Raw genomic sequence first — 19498 nt, 5'->3', positions numbered from 1 at the left:
GGTCGTCAACTGTAGGTCGCACCACCGACAGCGCGACCGAGCGCGACGTCACACCGCGGGGAAGGCCTCGGTCGGCTCCGGTCCGTCGCTGCCGGCGGGGTAGGTCTCCAGCGGCACCTCGTCGGCCTCCCACGCGGCGATGACCGGCGCGAGGATGCGCCAGCAGTCCTCGGCGGTGTCGCCACGCACGGACAGCAGCGGGTCTCCGTCGAGGACGCCCGCGAGCACCTCGCCGTAAGCGGGCAGCTCGGAGTCGCCCAGCTGTGCCGTCAGGGTGGTCTCCTCGAGGTCGAACGGGTCGCCCTCGGCGTTCACCATGAGGTCGAGGTTGATGACCCCCGGTTTGAAGGACAGCCGCAGCCGCGTCGGGCGAGCCTCGCCGTGCAGTCCCGCGACGAGGTGCGGCACCGGCTTGAAGGTGATGACGGCCTCCTTGCGGGCCCGGCCCAGCCCCTTGCCAGAGCGGAGCCGGAACGGAACGCCCGCCCACCGCCAGGTGTCGATGTGGAGCACCACCTCGGCGAGCGTCTCGGTCTGGCGGGACGGGTCCACGCCGTCCTCGGCCTGGTAGTCGGGCAGGTCGCGGTCTCCCATGCGCCCGGCGGTGTAGACCGCGCGGCGGCTGGCCTGGGCGGGCGTGCCCGCGAGGCGGGTGGCGCGCAGCACCTGGGCCTTGCGGTCGCGGAACTCGCGCTCGTCCAGGGCTGCGGGGGCGTCCATGGCCAGCACCGCGAGCACCTGCAGGAGGTGGCTCTGGATCATGTCCTTGAGGGCCCCGGCCTTGTCGTAGTACCGGGCCCGCCCCTCCAGACCGAGGTCCTCGTCGTAGAGGACGTCGACCCGCTCGACGTGGCTGGCGTTCCACGTCGGCTCGAAGAGGCGGTTGGCGAACCGCACCCCGAAGATGTTGAGCACGGTCGACGTGCCGAGGAAGTGGTCGACCCGGTGCACGTGCTCCTCGGGGACGAGCTGCGCGACCACCTCGTTGAGCTGGTGGGCGGAGGCCTCGTCGGAGCCGAACGGCTTCTCCATCACCAGGCGGGTGCTCTCCGGCAGCTGCTGGCCGACGAGCTTCTCGCAGGCCTTCGCCGTGATGCCCGGCGGCAGCGCGAAGTAGACGGCGACCGGCGCCTCGCAGGAAGCCATCAGGGCGGTGAGGGCGTCCGGGTCGGTGACGTCGACCTTCGCGTACCGGCTGGTGTCGCGGACGGCGCACGCCGCGGCCCAGCCCTTGTCGTCGCCGTGCTCCTGGGCACCGGCGAAGGCCTTCGTGACGACCTCGCGCCACCGGTCGTCGTCCCAGTCCTCCGCTCCCGCACCCACGAGGCGAAGGCCATCGCGGCTGTGCTCATGACGGCCGGGACCCTCGTTGCGATCGGACACCAGCAGGCGCGCCAGCCCCGGTAGGAGCAGCCGGGAAGCGAGATCGCCGCTGGCGCCCAGGACGAGGAGCGTGGCCACCGGGTCACCGCCGCTGTGCCCCCGTTCGCCGGACGCGCCGTGACCGCCTCCGCCGGGCTGCTCCGGCCCGGAGCTACCTGCACGACCGCTCTCCGTGCCCCCGGTCGCCTGGCCGTCGACCTGCTGCTGCTCGCTCACGGCCTTCAGCCTGCCGAAGATCGCGGTCAGGTGCACGATGTCGCGGTGCCATCAGCTTCACCCATCCCCCAGGTCGGCCAGCAACCGGACCAGCAACCGGACCAGCAGCCAGACCAGCAGCAAGGTCACCACATCGAGGACTACGCCCTCGTCGGTGACTGCCACACCGCGGCGCTGGTGAGCGACCGCGGGTCGATCGACTGGATGTGCCTGCCCCGCTTCGACTCCCCCGCCGCGTTCGCCGCGCTGCTGGGTGGTCCCGAGCACGGCCACTGGACCATCGCGCCGCCCGACGGCGGACCGGCCGTGGTGTCGGTGGACCGGGAGTACGTGGGCGACTCCTTCGTGCTGCGCACGCGGTGGACGCTGGAGGACGGCGGGGTCGTCGACGTCCTCGACGCCATGCCCATGGGAGACCGCCGCGCCGACCTGGTGCGCCGCGTGGTCGGGGTGGCCGGCCGCGTGGTGCTGCGGCAGGAGCTGGTGATCCGCTTCGGGTACGGCGCCGTCGTGCCGTGGGTGCGACGCATCGGGGGCAAGGGCGACGACGCCCGCGGTCTGCTGGCGAGCGCCGGCCCCGACGCGGTGCTGCTGCGGACCACCGGCACGCTGCCGAAGGCGAAGGGGCGCACGCACGTCGGCATGATCCGGGTGTCGCCGGGGGACGTGGTCGACACGGTGCTGACCTGGTATCCCTCCCACCGCGAGCCCCCGGTGCCCATGGAGGTCGAGAAGCGTCTGGAGAGCACCCGGCGCTGGTGGCAGGACTGGGCCGCCCGCGGCGACGGGCCGGCGGCGGAGGGGCCATACGCGGGTGCGGTGGTGCGGTCTCTGCTGGTGCTGCGCGCCCTGACCCACGAGGACACCGGCGGCATCGTCGCGGCGGCCACCACATCCCTGCCGGAGATGCCCGGCGGCACGCGCAACTGGGACTACCGCTACTGCTGGCTGCGTGATGCGGCACTCACGCTCGAGGCCCTCCTGGCGCACGGGTACACCGAGGAGGCCAGCGAGTGGCGCGGGTGGCTGCTGCGAGCCATCGCGGGCGACCCCGAGGACCTGCAGATCATGTACGCCGTCGACGGCGCCCGAGACCTGCCCGAGCGCGAGCTCGCCCACCTGCCCGGGTTCGGCGGCGCGAAGCCGGTGCGGATCGGCAACGGTGCCGTGGAGCAGTACCAGGCCGACGTGCTCGGCGAGGTGATGGTCGCGCTGGACGCCGCCCGGCGCGCGGGGCTCGTGGAGGACGCGTTCTCCTGGCCGATGCAGCGGGCCCTGCTCGACTTCGTGGTCTCCCACACCGCCCGCAAGGACTCGGGCATCTGGGAGATGCGGGGCGCCGAGCAGTACTACGTGCACTCGCGGGTCATGATCTGGGCGGCGCTGGACCGCGGCGTGCGCGCCGTCCGCGAGCACGACCTCGACGGCCCCGTCGAGCAGTGGGAGGCCCTGCGCGACCAGGTGCGCGCCGAGGTGCTCGAGCACGGTGTCGACACCGGCACGCCGGACCGTCCCGGCCGCGGGTGCTTCGTGCAGCACTACGGCACCCGCGAGGTCGACGCCTCGCTGCTGCAGCTGCCCCAGGTGGGTTTCGTGGCGCCCGACCACCCGGCGATGCTCGCCACGGTGGCGGCCATCGAGTCCGACCTCATGCCGGACGGGCTGGTGCTCCGGTACCGGACCGAGGCGTCCTCCGACGGGCTGCCGCCGGGTGAGCACCCGTTCCTCGCGTGCTCGTTCTGGCTGGTGGAGCAGTACGCCCGCAGCGGACGCCTCGAGGACGGGCACGCCCTCATGCGGCGACTGCTGGGCCTGCGCAACGACGTCGGCCTGCTCTCCGAGGAGTACGACGTGCACGACGGGCACCAGCTGGGCAACACTCCCCAGGCGCTGTCGCACCTCGCGCTGGTCAGGGCCGCCGACGCCCTGGCCGCGGCCGACCGGCGCGCAGGAGGACCCGACGGACAGGAGCTGGAACGCTGATGCTCGACCTACGGACGGTCTCGGTGGGACCGATGGACAACCGTTGCTACCTGCTCACGGACGGACGTGACGGAGCCAGCGGCGCGTGGCTGCTCGTGGACGCCGCCGCTGAACCGGAGCGGCTGCTGGCGCTGCTCGAGGAGGCGCTCCCGACGGCGCAGCGGGGCGAGGGCCTCGTGGTGACCACCCACCGCCACGACGACCACACGGGGGCGCTGGCCCAGGTGGCCGCGGCTACCGGCGCCACGACGGCAGCCGGCGACGACGACGCCGACGCGATCCCGCTGGCGCCCGACCGCCGCCTGAAGCACGGCGACGTCGTCACCGTCGGCGCGCACGAGCTGGGCGTGACGGCTCTGCGCGGGCACACCCCGGGGTCGGTCGCGCTGCTGCTGCCGCCCGGAGCGCTGCCCGGCCCCGACGGTGAGGTGGGGCACCTCTTCACGGGCGACTCGCTCTTTCCGGGCGGACCGGGGAAGACGTGGTCGCCGGAGGACTTCACCTCGCTCATGGACGACCTCGAGGAGCGGGTGTTCGCCGTCCTGCCCGACAGCACCGTCGTCCATCCCGGTCATGGGGAGACGACGACGATCGGCGCGGAGCGACCGCGCCTGGGCGAGTACCGCGCACGCGGCTGGTGACGTCCCGGATCTGACAGCGGGACAAACAGCAGGGTCGGGACCCACCGTGCGGTGGGTCCCGACCCCGAAGTCCAGCTCACCCGTGCGTCGCGCCGGCGTCACGCCTGCCTGGGTCAGGCGTGGTCGCGGCGCTCCAGCTGGCGACTGCGCAGCAGGCTGGCGACCGTGGTGATCGCCAGCACCGAGACGATGAACACCAGCGAGACCCAGATCGGCACCTCGGGCGCCCACGGGAAGGGCTCGCCGCCGTTGAGGAACGGCAGCTCGTTGGTGTGCAGCGCCTCGAGCACGAGCTTGATGCCGATGCCACCGAGCACCACCGCCAGCCCGATGGACAGGTAGACGAGCCGGTCCAGCAGGCCCCCCAGCAGGAAGTACAGCTGGCGCAGCCCCATGAGCGCGAAGAGGTTGGCGGTGAACACGATGAACGGGTCCTCGGTGAGGCCGAAGATCGCCGGGATCGAGTCGAGTGCGAACAGCAGGTCGGTGCTGCCGATGGCGAAGAACACGATGATCATCGGGGTGAACAGCATCTTGCCGTCCACCACGGTCCGGACCTTCGCGCCGTCGTAGTGCTCGGTGAGGGGGAGGATCTTCCGCATCCTGCGGATGAGGGCGTTGTCCTCGTACTCCTCGTCCTCGTTCCTGTCGAGCACCAGCTTGACAGCGGTGTAGATGAGGAACGCGCCGAAGATGTAGAAGACCCAGCTGAACTGCTCGATGACCGCGGCGCCGAGCAGGATGAAGATCCCTCGCAGCACGAGCGCGATGAGGATGCCCACCATGAGGACCTTCTGCTGGTCCTCCGCGGGCACCGCGAACCTCGACATGATGATCACGAAGACGAAGAGGTTGTCGACGCTGAGCGAGTACTCCGTGATCCACCCGGCGAAGAACTCGGAGGCGGGTTCGGTGCCTCCGCCCGGGATGAGCAGCATGACCACGCCGAAGGCAATGGCGAGGGCCACGTAGAAGGAGACCCAGAGGGCACTCTCCTTGGTGGACGGCACATGGGGCCGCCGCCCGACGACCAGAAGGTCGGCGAGCAGCAGCCCCACGAGCGCGATGAGGGTGCCGACCTCGAACCAGGTCGGCAGCTCCTGCACCGTCAGCCGTCCTGGCGGGTGGAGCCCGATCCGGCTCCGGTGGTGGTGCTCACGTTCTTCCCCTCGCGGTCGGAGTTCTTGTCAGCGTCCTTGGAGGACTTGCGCAGGCTCAGCACCGTGGTGACAGCCAGCGCGACGACGATGAACCCTAGCGACAGCGGGGTCGGGATCTCCGGGATGGCGGTGATGGGCTCGCCACCGTTGAGGAACGGCAGCTCGTTCTTGTGCATCGCGTGGATGATCAGCTTGGCGCCGATGAACGCGAGGATCGCGGCGAGGCCGTAGTGCAGGTACACGAGGCGGTCGAGCAGACCGTCGATGAGGAAGTACAGCTGGCGCAGGCCGAGCAGCGAGAACGCGTTGGCCGCGAAGACGAGGTACGGCTCCTGCGTCAGGCCGAAGATCGCCGGGATCGAGTCGACGGCGAAGATGAGGTCGGCGGTGCCGATGGCGATGATGACGACGAGCATCGGCGTGACGAACCGCTTGCCGTCGATCTTCGTCGTGAACTTGTCGCCGTGGTAGTCGTCGGTGGTCGGCAGGATGCGCTTGGTGAAGCGCAGGACCGCGTTCTCCTTGAACTCCTCGTCGTGGTCGTTCTGGGCCCTCACCTGGGCGATCGCGGTGTAGATGAGGATCGCGCCGAAGAGCCAGAAGACCCACGAGAAGTTCTCGATGGCTGCCGCCCCGATGGCGATGAAGATGCCGCGCAGCACGATGGCGATGGCGATGCCGATGAGCAGCACCTTCTGCTGGTATTCACGCGGCACCGCGAAGCTGGACAGGATCAGCACGAAGACGAAGAGGTTGTCGACGCTGAGCGCCTTCTCGGTGATGTACCCGGCGAAGTACTCACCGCCGTACTGACCGCCGTAGAAGACCAGGATCAGCAGACCGAAGACGACGGCGATGCCGACGTAGGCGGCCGACCAGATGGCCGCCTCTCGGATCGAGGGGGCGTGCGGCGTGCGCACGTGCCCGACGAAGTCGTACACGATCATGCCGAGGATGGCGGCGAGGGTGACTCCCCATAGCCAAAGAGGGACGTCCATGCTGGGCCTCCGGGTTTCGATCTGACACGAATCGACCGGAGGTCTCTCCCACCGCCGGAACAGACACCGGTCGGCCGCAGGCCCGGGTCTCCGTCGAGACAGAGATCCGTGATGACGAGCCTGCGCGCAGGGATACTCCCCTCACGTTCTCTTGACCATACCTTGAACATCTCCCGTCGGCACCCCGACAGCCGACGTGTCAGCTGGTCGTGTCAGCTGGTCGTGTCAGACGGTGGTGGCCCGCTGCATCCCCCGCAGCTCCTTCTTGAGGTCGCCGATCTCGTCGCGCAGCCGGGCCGCCAGCTCGAACTGCAGCTCCGCGGCCGCCGCGTGCATCTGGTCGGACAGCTGCTGGATGAGATCGGAGAGCTCCGCGCCCGCGAGGCCAGCCGACGCCCGCCCCTCTGCCCCCTTCGAGGCCATCCCGGGGACCGGCGCCTTGCCCCGCGACTGCTGGCGCCCGCCACCACCGAGCAGGGCCGCGGTGTCGGCATCCTCGCGGGCGATGAGGTCGGTGATGTCCGCGATCTTCTTGCGCAGCGGCATCGGGTCGACCCCGCGCTCACGGTTGTAGGCGATCTGCTTCTCGCGTCGGCGGTTGGTCTCGTCGATGGCCTGCTCCATCGACGGCGTGACCCTGTCGGCGTACATGTGCACCTGACCGGAGACGTTGCGCGCCGCACGGCCGATGGTCTGGATGAGCGAGCGCGCCGAGCGCAGGAAGCCCTCCTTGTCGGCGTCGAGGATGCTCACGAGGCTCACCTCCGGCAGGTCGAGACCCTCGCGGAGCAGGTTGATGCCGACGAGGACGTCGTAGTCGCCCTGGCGCAGCTCGCGCAGCAGCTCCACGCGGCGCAGCGTGTCGACCTCGGAGTGCAGGTAGCGCACCCGCACGCCCTGGTCGAGCAGGTAGTCGGTGAGGTCCTCGGCCATCTTCTTGGTGAGCGTGGTGACGAGCACGCGCTCGTCCTTGGCGGCTCGCTCGCGGATCTGGGCGAGCAGGTCGTCGATCTGGCCCTTGGTGGGGCGCAGGACCACCTGCGGGTCGACCAGGCCGGTGGGGCGGATCACCTGCTCGACGACGTCGCCCTTGACGCGCGACATCTCGTAGTCACCCGGGGTGGCCGACAGGTAGAGCGTCTGCCCGATGCGCTCCAGGAACTCTTCCCAGGTCAGGGGGCGGTTGTCCATCGCCGACGGCAAGCGGAAGCCGTGGTCGACCAGGGTGCGCTTGCGGCTCATGTCGCCCTCGTACATCGCGCCGATCTGCGGGACGGTGACGTGGGACTCGTCGATGACGAGGAGGAAGTCTTCCGGGAAGTAGTCGAGCAGGGTGTTCGGCGCCGTGCCGGGCTCGCGGCCGTCGATGTGGCGGGAGTAGTTCTCGATGCCGGCGCACGTTCCGACCTGTCGCATCATCTCGATGTCGTACGTGGTCCTCATACGCAGGCGCTGCGCCTCGAGGAGCTTGCCCTGCGCCTCGAGCTCCGCCAGCCGCGAGGCAAGCTCGATCTCGATGGTGCCGATGGCGCGCTCCATGCGCTCCGGGCCTGCGACATAGTGCGTGGCCGGGAACAGGTGCATCGTCGACTCGTCGCGCAGCACCTCGCCGGTGAGCGGGTGCAGGAGGTAAAGCTTCTCGATCTCGTCACCGAACATCTCGATGCGGATCGCGTGCTCCTCGTACACCGGGATGATCTCGATGGTGTCTCCGCGCACCCGAAACGTTCCACGGGTGAAGGCGAGGTCGTTACGGGTGTACTGCATGGTGACGAACTGACGGAGCAGGTCGTCTCGCTCCACGGTGTCGCCGACCGTGAGCGTCACCATCCTGTCGACGTACTCCTGCGGCGTGCCCAGGCCGTAGATGCAGGACACCGAGGCGACGACAACGACGTCGCGCCGGGTCAGCAGCGAGTTGGTGGCGGAGTGCCGCAGCCGCTCGACTTCCTCGTTGATGGAGGAGTCCTTCTCGATGTAGGTGTCGGACTGCGGGACGTACGCCTCGGGCTGGTAGTAGTCGTAGTAGGAGACGAAGTACTCGACGGCGTTGTTGGGCAGCAGCTCCCGGAACTCGTTGGCGAGCTGCGCAGCGAGGGTCTTGTTGGGCGCCAGCACGAGCGTGGGCCGCTGCAGCTGCTCGATGGTCCACGCCGTGGTCGCGGACTTGCCGGTGCCGGTGGCGCCGAGCAGCACGACGTCCTTCTCGCCCGCACGGATGCGGCGGGCGATGTCGGCGATGGCCGTCGGCTGGTCACCGGCGGGCGAGAACTCGGACTCGACGGTGAAGGGCGCGACGCGACGCTGGAGATCGGTGACCGGGCGCATGAAGACATCATGGGCGCCACCACCGACATCGCTCCTCCCGAGCGCGGGTCCGGCAGCAGCCGGAACGTCGGTAGCACCGCCGGTGAGCTCAGTGGCGGGACCGCTCCAGCACCTCCGCGATGAACTCCGTCTTGGCGGCGGCGTAGGCCTCGAGGTCGCGGTGCTTGGCCGCCAGGCCGCGTTTGAGCAGCGCGTACGCCTCGCGGGCGTGAGGGTCCGCGCGCAGCGTGTCCCGGAAGGCCAGCACCTCGCGGGCCTCGGGGTTGGTGGCGTCGCGCACGTGGCAGTTCACGCGGCGCCCCGGGTCCGCGTCGAACGCCATCGCCTTGGGTACCCGCCGGTAGTCGGCGCTCCCCTGCCCCCGCCGGGACAGCGGCTCGTCCCACCACTCCCCCTCCCCGGCGACCAGTCCGGCGGCGCGCAGGTCGACGGCCACCTCCCGCGCCGTCGCCAGGTCCGGGCAGACCACCTGGAGGTCGATGCAGTCCTTCGCCAGCAGCCCCGGCACAGCGGTCGACCCGATGTGCTGGACGTCGAGGGCCCGCTCCCCCGCGGCGCGGGACACCCGCGCCACCAGCCGCTCCCCCGCCGCCGCCCACGCCGGGTCCGGCGGCACGAGCACCGGGTGGTCCGGGCGAGCGGCCCGCACGCCGCGGCGCAGGTTCTCCTCGTACGGCCGGAGCCGCCCCACCCACAGCTCCCGTACCTGCTCCGCCAGCTCCTCCGGCGTGCCGGAGCCGTCGAGCAGCACGTCGGCGGCGGCGCGGCGGGCGTCGTCGCCGCACTGCGCGGCGACGCGGGCGCGTGCGTCGTCGTCGTCCATCACCCGTCCCTCCACGAGCCGGCGCAGCCGCACCTCCTCGTCGGCCAGCACGGCCAGCACGAGGTGGTACCGGTCCGTGCGACCCAGCTCGACCAGCAGGGGGATGTCGTGGACGACGACGGCGGCCGGGTCGTCCCGCACGGCGTCGGCCACGAGCTGCTCGGTGCGCTCCAGGACGCGGGGGTGGGTGATGGCCTCCAACACGCGCCGGCGCTGCGGGTCTGCGAACACCACGCGCCCGAGCGCCGGCCGGTCGAGGGAGCCGTCGGGCCGCAGCACACCCCCGCCGAACTCGGCGACGACGGCAGCCAGCCCCGGCGTGCCCGGAGCGACCACCTCACGGGCGATGGCGTCGGCGTCGACCACCACCGCCCCCAGATCACGCAGAGCGGACGCCGCCGTGCTCTTGCCAGCCCCCACACCACCGGTCAGCCCCACGAACAGCACCCGCCGACCCTACGGGCGAGGCCCCGCACCCCCGGAAGGGGTGCGGGGCCTCGTCGTGACCGAGGTCGTCACCGAGCGAAGAGCTCAGCGACCGCTCGACCTGCTGGTCAGCCGCCGGTGAGCTTCTCGCGCAGAGCGGCCAGCGCCTCGTCGGAGGCCAGGGTGCCCTCGACCGCGGGGCCGGAGGAACGGCTCGAGCTCGAGCTGGAGCTGGACTCGACCGGGGCCGAGCTGGAGTAGCTCGTCGGGGCGGCCTCGCCGGAGGTCGCGGCCTCGGCGTCGCGGGTGCGCGCCTCGGCGACCTGCTTGCGGTGCGCCTCCCAACGGGCGTGGGCCTCGGCGTACTGCCGCTCCCACTCCTCGCGCTGCGCCTCGAAGCCCTCGAGCCAGTCGTTGGTCTCGGGGTCGAAGCCCTCGGGGTACTTGTAGTTGCCGGCCTCGTCGTACTCCGCGGCCATGCCGTACAGCGACGGGTCGAAGTCCTCGGACTCCGTGTCGACGCCCTGGTTGGCCTGCTTCAGCGACAGCGAGATGCGGCGACGCTCGAGGTCGATGTCGATGACCTTGACGAAGATGTCGTCACCGACGTTGACGACCTGCTCCGGCAGCTCCACGTGACGCTCGGCCAGCTCGGAGATGTGGACCAGGCCCTCGATGCCCTCCTCGACGCGCACGAACGCACCGAACGGGACGAGCTTGGTGACCTTGCCCGGCACGACCTGCCCGATGGCGTGGGTGCGAGCGAACTGCTGCCACGGGTCTTCCTGGGTGGCCTTCAGCGACAGGGACACGCGCTCGCGGTCCATGTCGACGTCGAGGACCTCGACCTTGACCTCCTGGCCGACCTCGACCACCTCGGAGGGGTGGTCGATGTGCTTCCAGGACAGCTCCGAGACGTGCACCAGGCCGTCCACGCCGCCGAGGTCGACGAAGGCGCCGAAGTTGACGATCGAGGACACGACGCCCGGGCGGACCTGGCCGCGCTGCAGGGTCTGCAGGAAGTTCTGGCGGACGGCCGACTGGGTCTCCTCCAGCCAGGCACGGCGCGACAGCACCACGTTGTTGCGGTTCTTGTCGAGCTCGATGATCTTCGCCTCGAGCTGCTGGCCCACGTAGGGGGCCAGGTCGCGCACGCGGCGCATCTCGACGAGGGAAGCGGGCAGGAAGCCGCGCAGGCCGATGTCGAGGATGAGGCCGCCCTTGACGACCTCGATGACGGTGCCGGTGACGACGCCGTCCTCCTCCTTCAGCTTCTCGATCGTGCCCCAGGCGCGCTCGTACTGAGCCCGCTTCTTGGACAGGATGAGGCGGCCTTCCTTGTCCTCCTTCTGGAGAACGAGGGCCTCGACCTCGTCACCGACGCCGACGACCTCGCTGGGGTCGACGTCGTGCTTGATGGACAGCTCGCGCGAGGGGATGACGCCCTCGGTCTTGTAGCCGATGTCGAGGAGGACCTCGTCGCGGTCGACCTTGACGATGGTGCCGGAGACGATGTCTCCGTCGTTGAAGTACTTGATCGTCTCGTCGATCGCGGCGAGCAGCTCTTCGGCGGTGCCGATGTCGTTGAAGGCGACCTGGGGAGCGCTCGACGTCGGGAGGGTGGCGGTCATGAAGGGGTGGGCTCCGATGCGGACAGGGAATGAGTGGTGGACGGTTGAGCGGGAGCGTCAGACGCTCGACCACCACGGAGGACGCACCGGATCAACACCAGATCAACTGCGGATCAGCATCGGGACAGCACAGCCTGTGACCGCGGCGACCGGCGCCGCCGACCTCGACCTCGCTCAGCGAGACCTCCGACAGCACACGACACACCCAGTGGAGAGACTACCGGAATGACCGGATCGCTTTCCAGCGCGGGCTACGGACCCGCCGGTGCCGACGAGAGCGCGCGCGCCAGCCGCACCCACTGGGACGGCGCCTCCCACAGCTACCTCGAGGAGCACGGCGCCACGCTCGGCACCGACGATCTCGTGTGGGGACCCGAGGGCCTCACCGAGGACGAGGCCCATCTGCTGGGCGCACCGGCCGACCTCGTCGGCCAGATCGTCGTCGAGGTCGGCTGCGGCGCCGCGCAGGGCGCGCGGTGGGCTGCGGCGCGCGGGGCGCTCGCCGTCGGCGTCGACCTGTCCGCCGGCATGCTCGCCCGCAGCCGGGCCCTCGACGCCGCCTCCGGCTCCGCCGTCCCCGTGCTCCAGGCCGACGCCGGCGCGCTGCCACTGGCCGACGGGTGCGCCGCCGTCGCCTTCTCCGCCTACGGGGCGCTGCCGTTCACCGCCGACGCGGGCGGGGTGCTCACCGAGGTGCACCGCGTGCTGCGACCTGGCGGGCGCTGGACGTTCTCCGTCAGCCACCCCGTGCGCTGGGCCTTCCCCGACGATCCCGGCCCGCAGGGCCTGGTCGCCGAGCGGTCCTACTTCGACAGGGCGCCGTACGTGGAACGCGACGAGCGGGGGGCGTTGCTCTACGCCGAGCACCACCGGACCCTCGGAGACTGGGTGCGCCTCCTGCGCTCGGCCGGCTTCCGCCTGCTCGACCTCGTGGAACCCGAGTGGGAGAAGCCCGACCAGCCGACATGGGGCGGGTGGAGCGCGCTGCGAGGCGCGCACCTTCCCGGCACGGCCATCTTCGTGTGCGAGCGATCCCGCTGATCAGGGGCTGATCAGCGGGTGCTCGGGCGTCGCCGTCGTCGTCGATGGAGCGGGCAGCGGGTCGACGTCGACATCGCCGGCCACCGCCCTGTCCCGCCCCTCCGCCTTGGCGCGGTACAGCAGGGCGTCGACGTGGTGGAACGCCGCCGTCCAGGACTCGCGCGGGGTGGGGCGTGCCGTACCCGCGCCGACGCTCAGGGTGAGGGCGCTGACGGGGTCGGTCGGTGCGGCCTCCCGGCGCAACCGGCGCGCCTGCTCCACCAGGTCGTTGGCCACGTCGGCGGCACCGTCGGCGTCCGTCCCGGGCAGCACGAGCGCGAACTCGTCGCCGCCGAGGCGTGCCACCAGGTCACCGGGGCGTCGCGCCAGGGCACCGAGGAGCCCGGCCAGCTCACGCAGCACTGCGTCACCACCGGGGTGCCCGAATCGGTCGTTCACGGCCTTGAAGTCGTCGACGTCGACGAGCAGCAGGCTCAGCGGTCGGCCTTCGCGAGCGCACCGCTCCCACTCGCCACCCAGTTCCTGCTCCCAGCGCCGGCGGTTGGCCAGCTCGGTGAGCGGATCGGTGCCCGACAGGTGGCGGACCAGCTCCTGCTCGGCGAAGAGCAGCCGCTCCCGGACGGCTGACCGGTGCGTGGAGACCAGCCCGATGGCGTTGATGAGCACCATGAGGACGATGCCCTGGAAGAGCACACCCCAGCTCACCTGGCCACCCGGCGGCCCCTGGGAGATGACGACGGCGACAGCGCCCGTGCTCGCGACCGTCCAGAACAGGGTCAGGGACGCGGTGACCACCAGCGGTAGCTGCGCGTGCAGGTAGAGAACGGCCACCGTCATCACGGCGATGAGCACGGCGTTCAGCGGAGGGAGGGTGTGGGCCAGGACCGCCGCCACCGTCGCCCCGGTATAGAGGACCACGCCGGCCACGAGCACCCAGACCGCGGCCCTGTAGGTACGGGTGGTGCGGGCGATCGTGATGGCAGCCACAGCCGCCACGAGCAGCACCGCATTCGTGATCATTCCGTGGAGGGCCGCTCCCACGCCGCCCGCCCGGTGCACCTGGTCGGCGACCGACCAGACGTTGTAGAGGAGCACCGCCGCCGAGACGACCTGCACGTCGCGCCGCAGGATCGGTTGCCCGGTGGCGCGGAACCGCTGCTCCTGCGCAGGGTCGACCAGGACGCCGGTCCAGCGCGAGACCACCGTCCGACCGGCGCTCGTCGCGGAGCCGGCCCCGGGGTGCGCACGGGACTCCACGTCCGTCCATCGGACTCCCGCGCAGGCCGACGAAGCGGCAGTCACCCGATCGGCCGGACGATCAACCACCAGATCAACCGTCAGAGGAGCCTGTCAGTGACCGGCCTCGTGCCACGAAGCGCCGGCACCGACGGACACGTCGAGCGGAACGCTCAGCTGCGTGCGCTCCTGCACGCGGGTGCCCATCTCCTCCCGCAGCAGCGCCTCTACGGCCTCGCGCTCTCCCGCGGCGACGTCGACGACGAGCTCGTCGTGCACCTGGAGCAGCAGCCGCGAGCGCAGGCCCTGGCCGCGCAGGGCGCGCTCGACGCCGAGCATGGCGAGCTTGATGACGTCGGCGGCCGACCCCTGGATAGGCGCGTTGAGCGCCATCCGCTCGGCGATCTCGCGGCGCTGGCGGTTGTCGCTGGTCAGGTCGGGCAGGTAGCGGCGGCGACCGAGCACGGTCTCGGTGAATCCGGTGGCGCGCGCCTCCTCGACGACACCGCGCAGGTAGTCGCGCACGCCGCCGAACCTGGCGAAGTAGTCCTCCATGAGGCCGCGGGCCTCGTCGACGGGAATGGTGAGCTGGCGGGACAGCCCGAACGCCGACAGGCCGTAGGCCAGCCCGTAGGACATCGCCTTGATCTTGGCGCGCATCTCACCGGTGACGTCGGCGGGCTGCACGCCGAAGACCCGGGCGCCGACGAAGCGGTGGAGGTCCTCCCCGGAGCGGAACGCCTCGATGAGGCCCTCGTCGCCGGAGAGGTGGGCCATGATCCGCATCTCGATCTGGCTGTAGTCGGCGGTAAGGAGGATTTCCGCGTCGCGCCCGACGACGAACGCCTCGCGGATCCGGCGGCCCTCCGCGGTGCGGATCGGGATGTTCTGCAGGTTCGGGTCCGTGGAGGACAGGCGTCCGGTGGCCGCGATGGTCTGCTGGAAGGTCGTGTGGATGCGGCCGTCGTCGGCGACGGACTTCAGCAGTCCCTCCACCGTCTGCCGCAGCCGCGAGGCGTCGCGGTGGCGCAGGAGGTGGTCGAGGAAGGGGTGTGGCTGGCGGACGTTGAGGTCGGCGAGGGCCTCGGCGTCGGTGGTGTAGCCGGTCTTGGTCCGCTTGGTCTTGGGCATGCCCAGCTGCTCGAAGAGCACCACCTGCAGCTGCTTGGGCGACCCGAGGTTGATCTTCTGGCCACCGATCGCCGCGTAGGCCTCCTCGGCGGCGTCCGCCACGACCTCCGCGAACTCACCTTCGAGGCGCTCGAGGGCGGAGGTGTCGACGGCGATGCCGTCGGACTCCATCTGCGCGAGCAGTGGGACCAGTGGCAGCTCGAGGTCGCGCAGGAGCGCCGTCCCCCCACGCTGCTCCACCTGCTGCGCCAGGACCCCCGACAGCTCCAGGGCGGCGGCCGCGCGCACGCACGCGAGCTGCCCCTCATCGGGGCCGGACGCGTCGCCGTCGAGGTCGAGCACCCCCTGCTCCTCCCCTGCCTCGGGGGTGGTGTCGTCGACGCGGAGCTCGCGCTGCAGGAACCTCACCGCGAGGTCGGCGAGGTCGTAGCTGCGCTGGTCGGGCTGGCACAGGTAGGCGGCCAGCGCCGTGTCGGCCGCGAGCCCGGCCAGCGGGAGGCCGCGCTCGGCGAGGGCGTGGATGCCGGTCTTCGCGTCGTGCAGGACCTTCGGCGCGCTCTCGTCGGCCAACCACGCCGCGAGCGCGCTCTCGGCCTCCGGGGAGAGCTCGCGCAGGTCGAACCAGGCCGTGGTGCCATCGGCACCCGCCACGGCCAGGCCCCAGGCGTCTCCGGACCCGCCGCTCCAGCGGCCCAGCACCGCCACGCCGGAGGCGGGTCCGCCCGGTGCGGCGTGGGCGGCCAGCCAGGCGGCGGCGTCGTCCCCCGCGGGACGCTCGGCAGTGACGGCGAAGCCGCCGTCCACCTCGGGCTCGTCGGCGGACAGGGTGGCGAACAGCCGGTCGCGTAGGACGCGGAACTCCAGGCCGTCGAAGACCCGGTGCACCTCCTCGCGGTCCCAGGGCCGGACGGCCAGGTCGTCGACGACGACCGGCAGCTCCAGGTCACGCACGGGGGCGTTGAGGCGCTTGTTGCGAAGCACCTGGTCGAGGTGGTCGCGCAGCGACTGTCCCGCCTTGCCCGTGAGCGACCCGACGCCGGCGACGAGGCCCTCCAGGTCACCGTGGGCGGTGAGCCACTTGGCGGCGGTCTTGGGACCGACACCCGGGACGCCGGGCAGGTTGTCGCTGGACTCCCCCACGAGCGCCGCGAGGTCTCCGTACAGCTCCGGGCGCACCCCGTACTTCTCCTCCACCGCCTCCGGCGTCATCCGGGCGAGGTCGGAGACGCCCTTGCGGGGGTAGAGGACGGTGGTGGCCTCGTCGACGAGCTGGAACGCGTCACGGTCTCCGGTGACCACGAGCACCTCGGCGCCCTGCGCGCGGGCGGCGCCGGTGAGGGTGGCGATGACGTCGTCCGCCTCGTAGCCCTCCTTGGTGACCACCGTGATGCGCAGCGCGGCCAGCACCTCCTTGACGAGGTCGACCTGGCCGAGGAACTCCGTCGGTGTGGAGGCCCGGCCGGCCTTGTACTCCGGGTACTCCTCGGTGCGGAAGGTGCGCTTGGAGACGTCGAACGCGACGCCGATGTGCGTGGGCGCCTCGTCCCGCAGGAGGTTGATGAGCATGGAGGTGAAGCCGTAGACGGCGTTGGTCACCTGGCCGGTGGAGGTGGAGAAGTTCTCCGCCGGGAGCGCGAAGAACGCGCGGTAGGCGAGGGAGTGGCCGTCGACCAGGAGCAGGCGGGGGCGGGGGCCCTCCAGCACGGTGTCGTCGCTGGTGGCGCTGCTCGTCGTCGTCACGTCTGCCAGCCTAGGCGGGGTGAGTGACAGCCCGACCATCCCCGCTGACCTCCCCGACCGCCCCCACGGCGACCCCAGCACCGAACTCGCCGCGAACCCCGTGCTCCGCACCGACAACCCCGTGCTCCGCACCGCGGGCACGCTCATCGAGCGGATGGGCATCGAGCTCGACCTCAGCGACCCCGCCCGCCCCTCCGGGACGATGCCCGTCGACGGCAACACCCAGCCCTACGGACTCCTGCACGGGGGCGCGTCCGTGGTGCTCGCCGAGACCCTGGGGTCGGTGGCGGCAGCGCTGGCGGCGGGGCCGGGACGGATCGCGCTCGGCGTCGACATCAACGCCACCCACCACCGCGCGGTGCCCGGTGGGGTCGTCACCGGACGCGCCGAGCCGCTGCACGTGGGGCGGACGGTCGCCAGCTACGAGGTGGTCGTCACCGACGAGCGCGGCCGCCGCGTCTGCACCTCGCGCATCACGTGCCAGCTGCGGGACGCTCCGACGGGCTGACCTGCGAAGGGATCCGAGCGCCACCGCTGAGCTGGCGCCGGCGGCGGGCCAAGAGCTGCTCCAGCGCCGCCCGCCGGCGGGCTCCGAGGGCCGGCGCGCTCGCGGTGGCCGCGGCCAGCCGGGCCCTCAGCAGCGCCAGCGGTGCCACCCGGTGCACCACGGGGTGGGCGAAGCCGAGGCGCGCGAGGAACCGCTGGGCGTCACGCTCACCGGGCGCCGCGACCGCCCATACCTCCTCGGCTCCGGCCGCGGTCGCGGAGGCCGCCGCCGCGGCCAGCAGCTGGTGGCCCACTCCTCGGCGGCGCCAGGCAGGGGCGACCCACAGCTGCTCGACGTGCAGCACCGGCGCCACCGCCGGTAGCAGCGACATGCCGTGCCGGAGGACGACGACGCCGACAGCCTCCTCGGTGCCTTCGTCGTCCCGTCCCGGCTCTCGCGGTGAGAGTGCCAGGTGGAGCTCGGCGCGGGGGTCCTCCAGCAGTGCCCGCAGCGCCTCGGGTCGCGGCTCGCGCGATCGCGGGGCGTCCGGGTCCACGGCCGCCCGCAGCACGTCGTCGACGAGCGCGCTGTCGTGCGGTGTGGCACGACGCACATGGAATGCCATGACCGCCACAGCACCTCCTCGCCGCGAGTCGGCCAAGGTGGCCGCCGTTGTCCTCAGGCGCCCCGTCCGGGCCGCACCAGGGCGGAGGGTAGCGGGATCGCCTGGGTCGCGCCGAGCCCCGCCCGTGGCAGGTGGACGACCGGCCTTTCCTCACAGCTGCGCAACATTCATCGGCCGCAAGGCCCAGGGGGCCAGCTTCTGAGATATATCTCAGCGCCGAACGTCCGGCACCTCGACTCGCCGGAGGTCCGCCACGAGGAGGAAACCCTTGTCCGCAACTTCCATGTCACGCCTCGTCGCCCTCGGGGCGGTGGCGGCGCTGGCTCTGAGCGCCTGCGCAAGCAACACCGACAGCAGCTCCTCCAGCTCCGGCAGCAAGGAGCTGATCATCTCCACCGACCTGCCCCTGCAGGGCTCGTCGGCCACGCAGAGCGGTGACACCAACAAGCTGATCCAGCTGTACCTGGACCAGATTGGCGGCAAGGTCGGCGACTACACCGTCAAGCTGAAGACGTACGACAACTCGACCGCGGCCAAGGGCGCCTGGGACGACGCCGCCTGCGCGAAGAACGCGACCGACCACGTGGCCGACGCCGCCGAGGTCGCGGTGATGGGCACCTTCAACTCGGGCTGCGCCAAGATCGAGGTGCCGACGCTCAACCAGGACAGCACCGGCCCCCTGCTCATGGTGTCGCACGCCGCCACCAACCCGGGCCTGACGAAGGAGTGGGAGACCGGCGAGCCGGCGAAGTACTACCCCACCGGCAACCGCAACTTCGCCCGCGTCGTGACCACGGACGACTACCAGGGCAACGCCGCCGCGGCCTACGCCAAGGGCGACCTCCAGGTCACCAAGTGCTACGTGCTGAACGACAACCAGACCTACGGCCTGGGTGTCGCGAAGGCCTTCGCGACCGCCGCCGCCAAGGAAGGCATCGAGGTCGTCGGCGAGGCGGCCTGGGACGCCAAGCAGCCGAACTACACCGCGCTGTTCCAGACGGTGAAGGCTTCCGGCGCCGACTGCGTCTACCTCGGCGGTATCTACGACAACAACGGTGGCCAGCTCATCAAGGACAAGGTGGCCGTCCTCGGTGACAACGCCGGGGTCAAGCTCATGGCGCCGGACGGCTTCACGGGCTACGCCGACCTGCTCGCCCTGCCGGAGTCCGAGGGCATGTACCTCAGCTTCGCGGGTCTGACCACCGACCAGCTGACCGCCGCCGGAGGCCCGGCCGCCAAGCTCATCGACGCCTTCACACAGAAGTACGGCCAGGCGCCCAGCGGCTCCTACCCGCTGTACGGCGTCGCGGCGACCCAGGTGATCCTCGCCGCCATCGAGAAGTCTGACGGCACCCGCAAGGGCGTCAACGACGCGATCTTCAGCGGTGAGGGCGTCACCATCCCGGCCGCCGACTCGGTCACCGGCAAGGAGATCAAGATCGACCCGAAGACCGGTGACACGGACGCGCGCGACGTCACCATCGAGCTCGTGACGGGCGGCAAGGAGACCTTCGCCAAGGCCCAGTCCGTCGAGGGCTGACCTCCCGGTCACTAAGAGCGTCCGCCAGTAGGTGCGATCTTGGCGAGTGACCCGCTGGAGTTGCGAGCGGGCACGGGGCCCTCCACATCATGGAGTTGCTAACGCTCTG

The 19498-nt window shown here is 71.2% G+C and carries 14 protein-coding genes; 5 read left to right on the top strand and 9 right to left on the bottom strand.

Annotated elements, in window-relative coordinates; translation table 11 throughout:
* Positions 1-48: 48 nt before the first annotated feature.
* The gene (locus BXY45_RS16060) at positions 49-1599 is read right to left on the bottom strand and encodes a glucose-6-phosphate dehydrogenase (protein WP_211319641.1); all 1551 of its coding nucleotides are present in this window, start codon (positions 1597-1599) and stop codon (positions 49-51) included.
* A 132-nt stretch (positions 1600-1731) separates the two neighbouring features.
* On the opposite strand from BXY45_RS16060, the gene BXY45_RS16055 reads away from it, so the two are divergent.
* Together BXY45_RS16055 and BXY45_RS16050 are read left to right on the top strand one after the other, a co-directional pair.
* Positions 1732-3582 (top strand): glycoside hydrolase family 15 protein, encoded by a 1851-nt coding sequence (locus BXY45_RS16055; protein WP_342799571.1) that lies wholly within the window; start codon positions 1732-1734, stop codon positions 3580-3582.
* The gene (locus BXY45_RS16050) at positions 3582-4223 is read left to right on the top strand and encodes an MBL fold metallo-hydrolase (RefSeq protein WP_109775533.1); all 642 of its coding nucleotides are present in this window, start codon (positions 3582-3584) and stop codon (positions 4221-4223) included. The genes BXY45_RS16055 and BXY45_RS16050 overlap by 1 nt, the downstream gene beginning before the upstream one ends.
* A gap of 113 nt (positions 4224-4336) precedes the next feature.
* On the opposite strand, the gene BXY45_RS16045 is transcribed toward BXY45_RS16050, so the two are convergent.
* The 5 genes from BXY45_RS16045 to rpsA all read right to left on the bottom strand — a co-directional run bounded on the left by BXY45_RS16045 (position 4337) and on the right by rpsA (position 11589).
* Positions 4337-5329, bottom strand: coding sequence for a TerC family protein (locus BXY45_RS16045; protein WP_109775532.1), 993 nt, complete (start codon positions 5327-5329; stop codon positions 4337-4339).
* Positions 5330-5331: 2 nt separating this feature from the next.
* Entirely contained in the window at positions 5332-6381 is a 1050-nt protein-coding gene (locus BXY45_RS16040) for a TerC family protein (RefSeq protein WP_109775531.1), read from the bottom strand.
* 225 nt (positions 6382-6606) lie between these two features.
* On the bottom strand, positions 6607-8709 hold the full coding sequence (uvrB, locus tag BXY45_RS16035) for an excinuclease ABC subunit UvrB (protein ID WP_109775530.1): 2103 nt from the start codon (positions 8707-8709) through the stop codon (positions 6607-6609).
* Between the two features lie 88 nt (positions 8710-8797).
* Positions 8798-9979, bottom strand: coding sequence for a dephospho-CoA kinase (gene coaE / locus BXY45_RS16030; protein ID WP_109775529.1), 1182 nt, complete (start codon positions 9977-9979; stop codon positions 8798-8800).
* A 107-nt stretch (positions 9980-10086) separates the two neighbouring features.
* A complete protein-coding gene (gene rpsA / locus BXY45_RS16025; RefSeq protein WP_109775528.1) occupies positions 10087-11589 on the bottom strand; it encodes a 30S ribosomal protein S1 in 1503 nt (500 codons plus the stop codon).
* 225 nt (positions 11590-11814) lie between these two features.
* Between rpsA and BXY45_RS16020 the strand changes: the two genes are divergently transcribed.
* Entirely contained in the window at positions 11815-12630 is an 816-nt protein-coding gene (locus BXY45_RS16020; protein ID WP_109775527.1) for a class I SAM-dependent methyltransferase, read from the top strand.
* Here BXY45_RS16020 and BXY45_RS16015 read toward each other — a convergent pair whose 3' ends face one another.
* Both BXY45_RS16015 and polA read right to left on the bottom strand, forming a co-directional pair.
* Positions 12631-13887, bottom strand: coding sequence for a GGDEF domain-containing protein (locus BXY45_RS16015; protein WP_109775526.1), 1257 nt, complete (start codon positions 13885-13887; stop codon positions 12631-12633).
* A gap of 93 nt (positions 13888-13980) precedes the next feature.
* The gene (polA, locus tag BXY45_RS16010) at positions 13981-16776 is read right to left on the bottom strand and encodes a DNA polymerase I (protein ID WP_109775525.1); all 2796 of its coding nucleotides are present in this window, start codon (positions 16774-16776) and stop codon (positions 13981-13983) included.
* 115 nt (positions 16777-16891) lie between these two features.
* Here polA and BXY45_RS16005 point away from each other — a divergent pair, with 115 nt between their 5' ends.
* Positions 16892-17245, top strand: a complete 354-nt coding sequence (locus BXY45_RS16005; protein WP_109775590.1) for a hotdog fold thioesterase — start codon at positions 16892-16894, stop codon at positions 17243-17245.
* Here the strand turns inward: BXY45_RS16005 and BXY45_RS16000 are convergent.
* Entirely contained in the window at positions 17211-17849 is a 639-nt protein-coding gene (locus BXY45_RS16000) for a GNAT family N-acetyltransferase (RefSeq protein ID WP_245961874.1), read from the bottom strand. The genes BXY45_RS16005 and BXY45_RS16000 overlap by 35 nt on opposite strands.
* Before the next feature lie 268 nt (positions 17850-18117).
* Here BXY45_RS16000 and BXY45_RS15995 point away from each other — a divergent pair, with 268 nt between their 5' ends.
* On the top strand, positions 18118-19389 hold the full coding sequence (locus BXY45_RS15995) for a branched-chain amino acid ABC transporter substrate-binding protein (RefSeq protein ID WP_211319638.1): 1272 nt from the start codon (positions 18118-18120) through the stop codon (positions 19387-19389).
* The last annotated feature ends 109 nt before the right edge of the window (positions 19390-19498 follow it).

Source organism: Quadrisphaera granulorum, assembly GCF_003149145.1.
In the GTDB taxonomy this organism is placed as follows: domain Bacteria; phylum Actinomycetota; class Actinomycetes; order Actinomycetales; family Quadrisphaeraceae; genus Quadrisphaera; species Quadrisphaera granulorum.
The sequence above is the reverse complement of the archived record's forward strand: the minus strand, read 5'-3'. Positions and strand labels throughout refer to the sequence as shown.

What these genes read in the sequence shown, in the direction of transcription:
- BXY45_RS16050 (WP_109775533.1), top strand. Translation starts at nt 3,582, where the DNA reads ATGCTCGACCTACGGACGGTCTCGGTGGGACCGATGGACAACCGTTGC.
- BXY45_RS16040 (WP_109775531.1), bottom strand. Translation starts at nt 6,381, where the DNA reads ATGGACGTCCCTCTTTGGCTATGGGGAGTCACCCTCGCCGCCATCCTC.
- uvrB (WP_109775530.1), bottom strand. Translation starts at nt 8,709, where the DNA reads ATGCGCCCGGTCACCGATCTCCAGCGTCGCGTCGCGCCCTTCACCGTC.
- rpsA (WP_109775528.1), bottom strand. Translation starts at nt 11,589, where the DNA reads ATGACCGCCACCCTCCCGACGTCGAGCGCTCCCCAGGTCGCCTTCAAC.
- BXY45_RS16020 (WP_109775527.1), top strand. Translation starts at nt 11,815, where the DNA reads ATGACCGGATCGCTTTCCAGCGCGGGCTACGGACCCGCCGGTGCCGAC.
- polA (WP_109775525.1), bottom strand. Translation starts at nt 16,776, where the DNA reads ATGGTCGGGCTGTCACTCACCCCGCCTAGGCTGGCAGACGTGACGACG.
- BXY45_RS16005 (WP_109775590.1), top strand. Translation starts at nt 16,892, where the DNA reads ATGGGCATCGAGCTCGACCTCAGCGACCCCGCCCGCCCCTCCGGGACG.
- BXY45_RS16000 (WP_245961874.1), bottom strand. Translation starts at nt 17,849, where the DNA reads ATGGCATTCCATGTGCGTCGTGCCACACCGCACGACAGCGCGCTCGTC.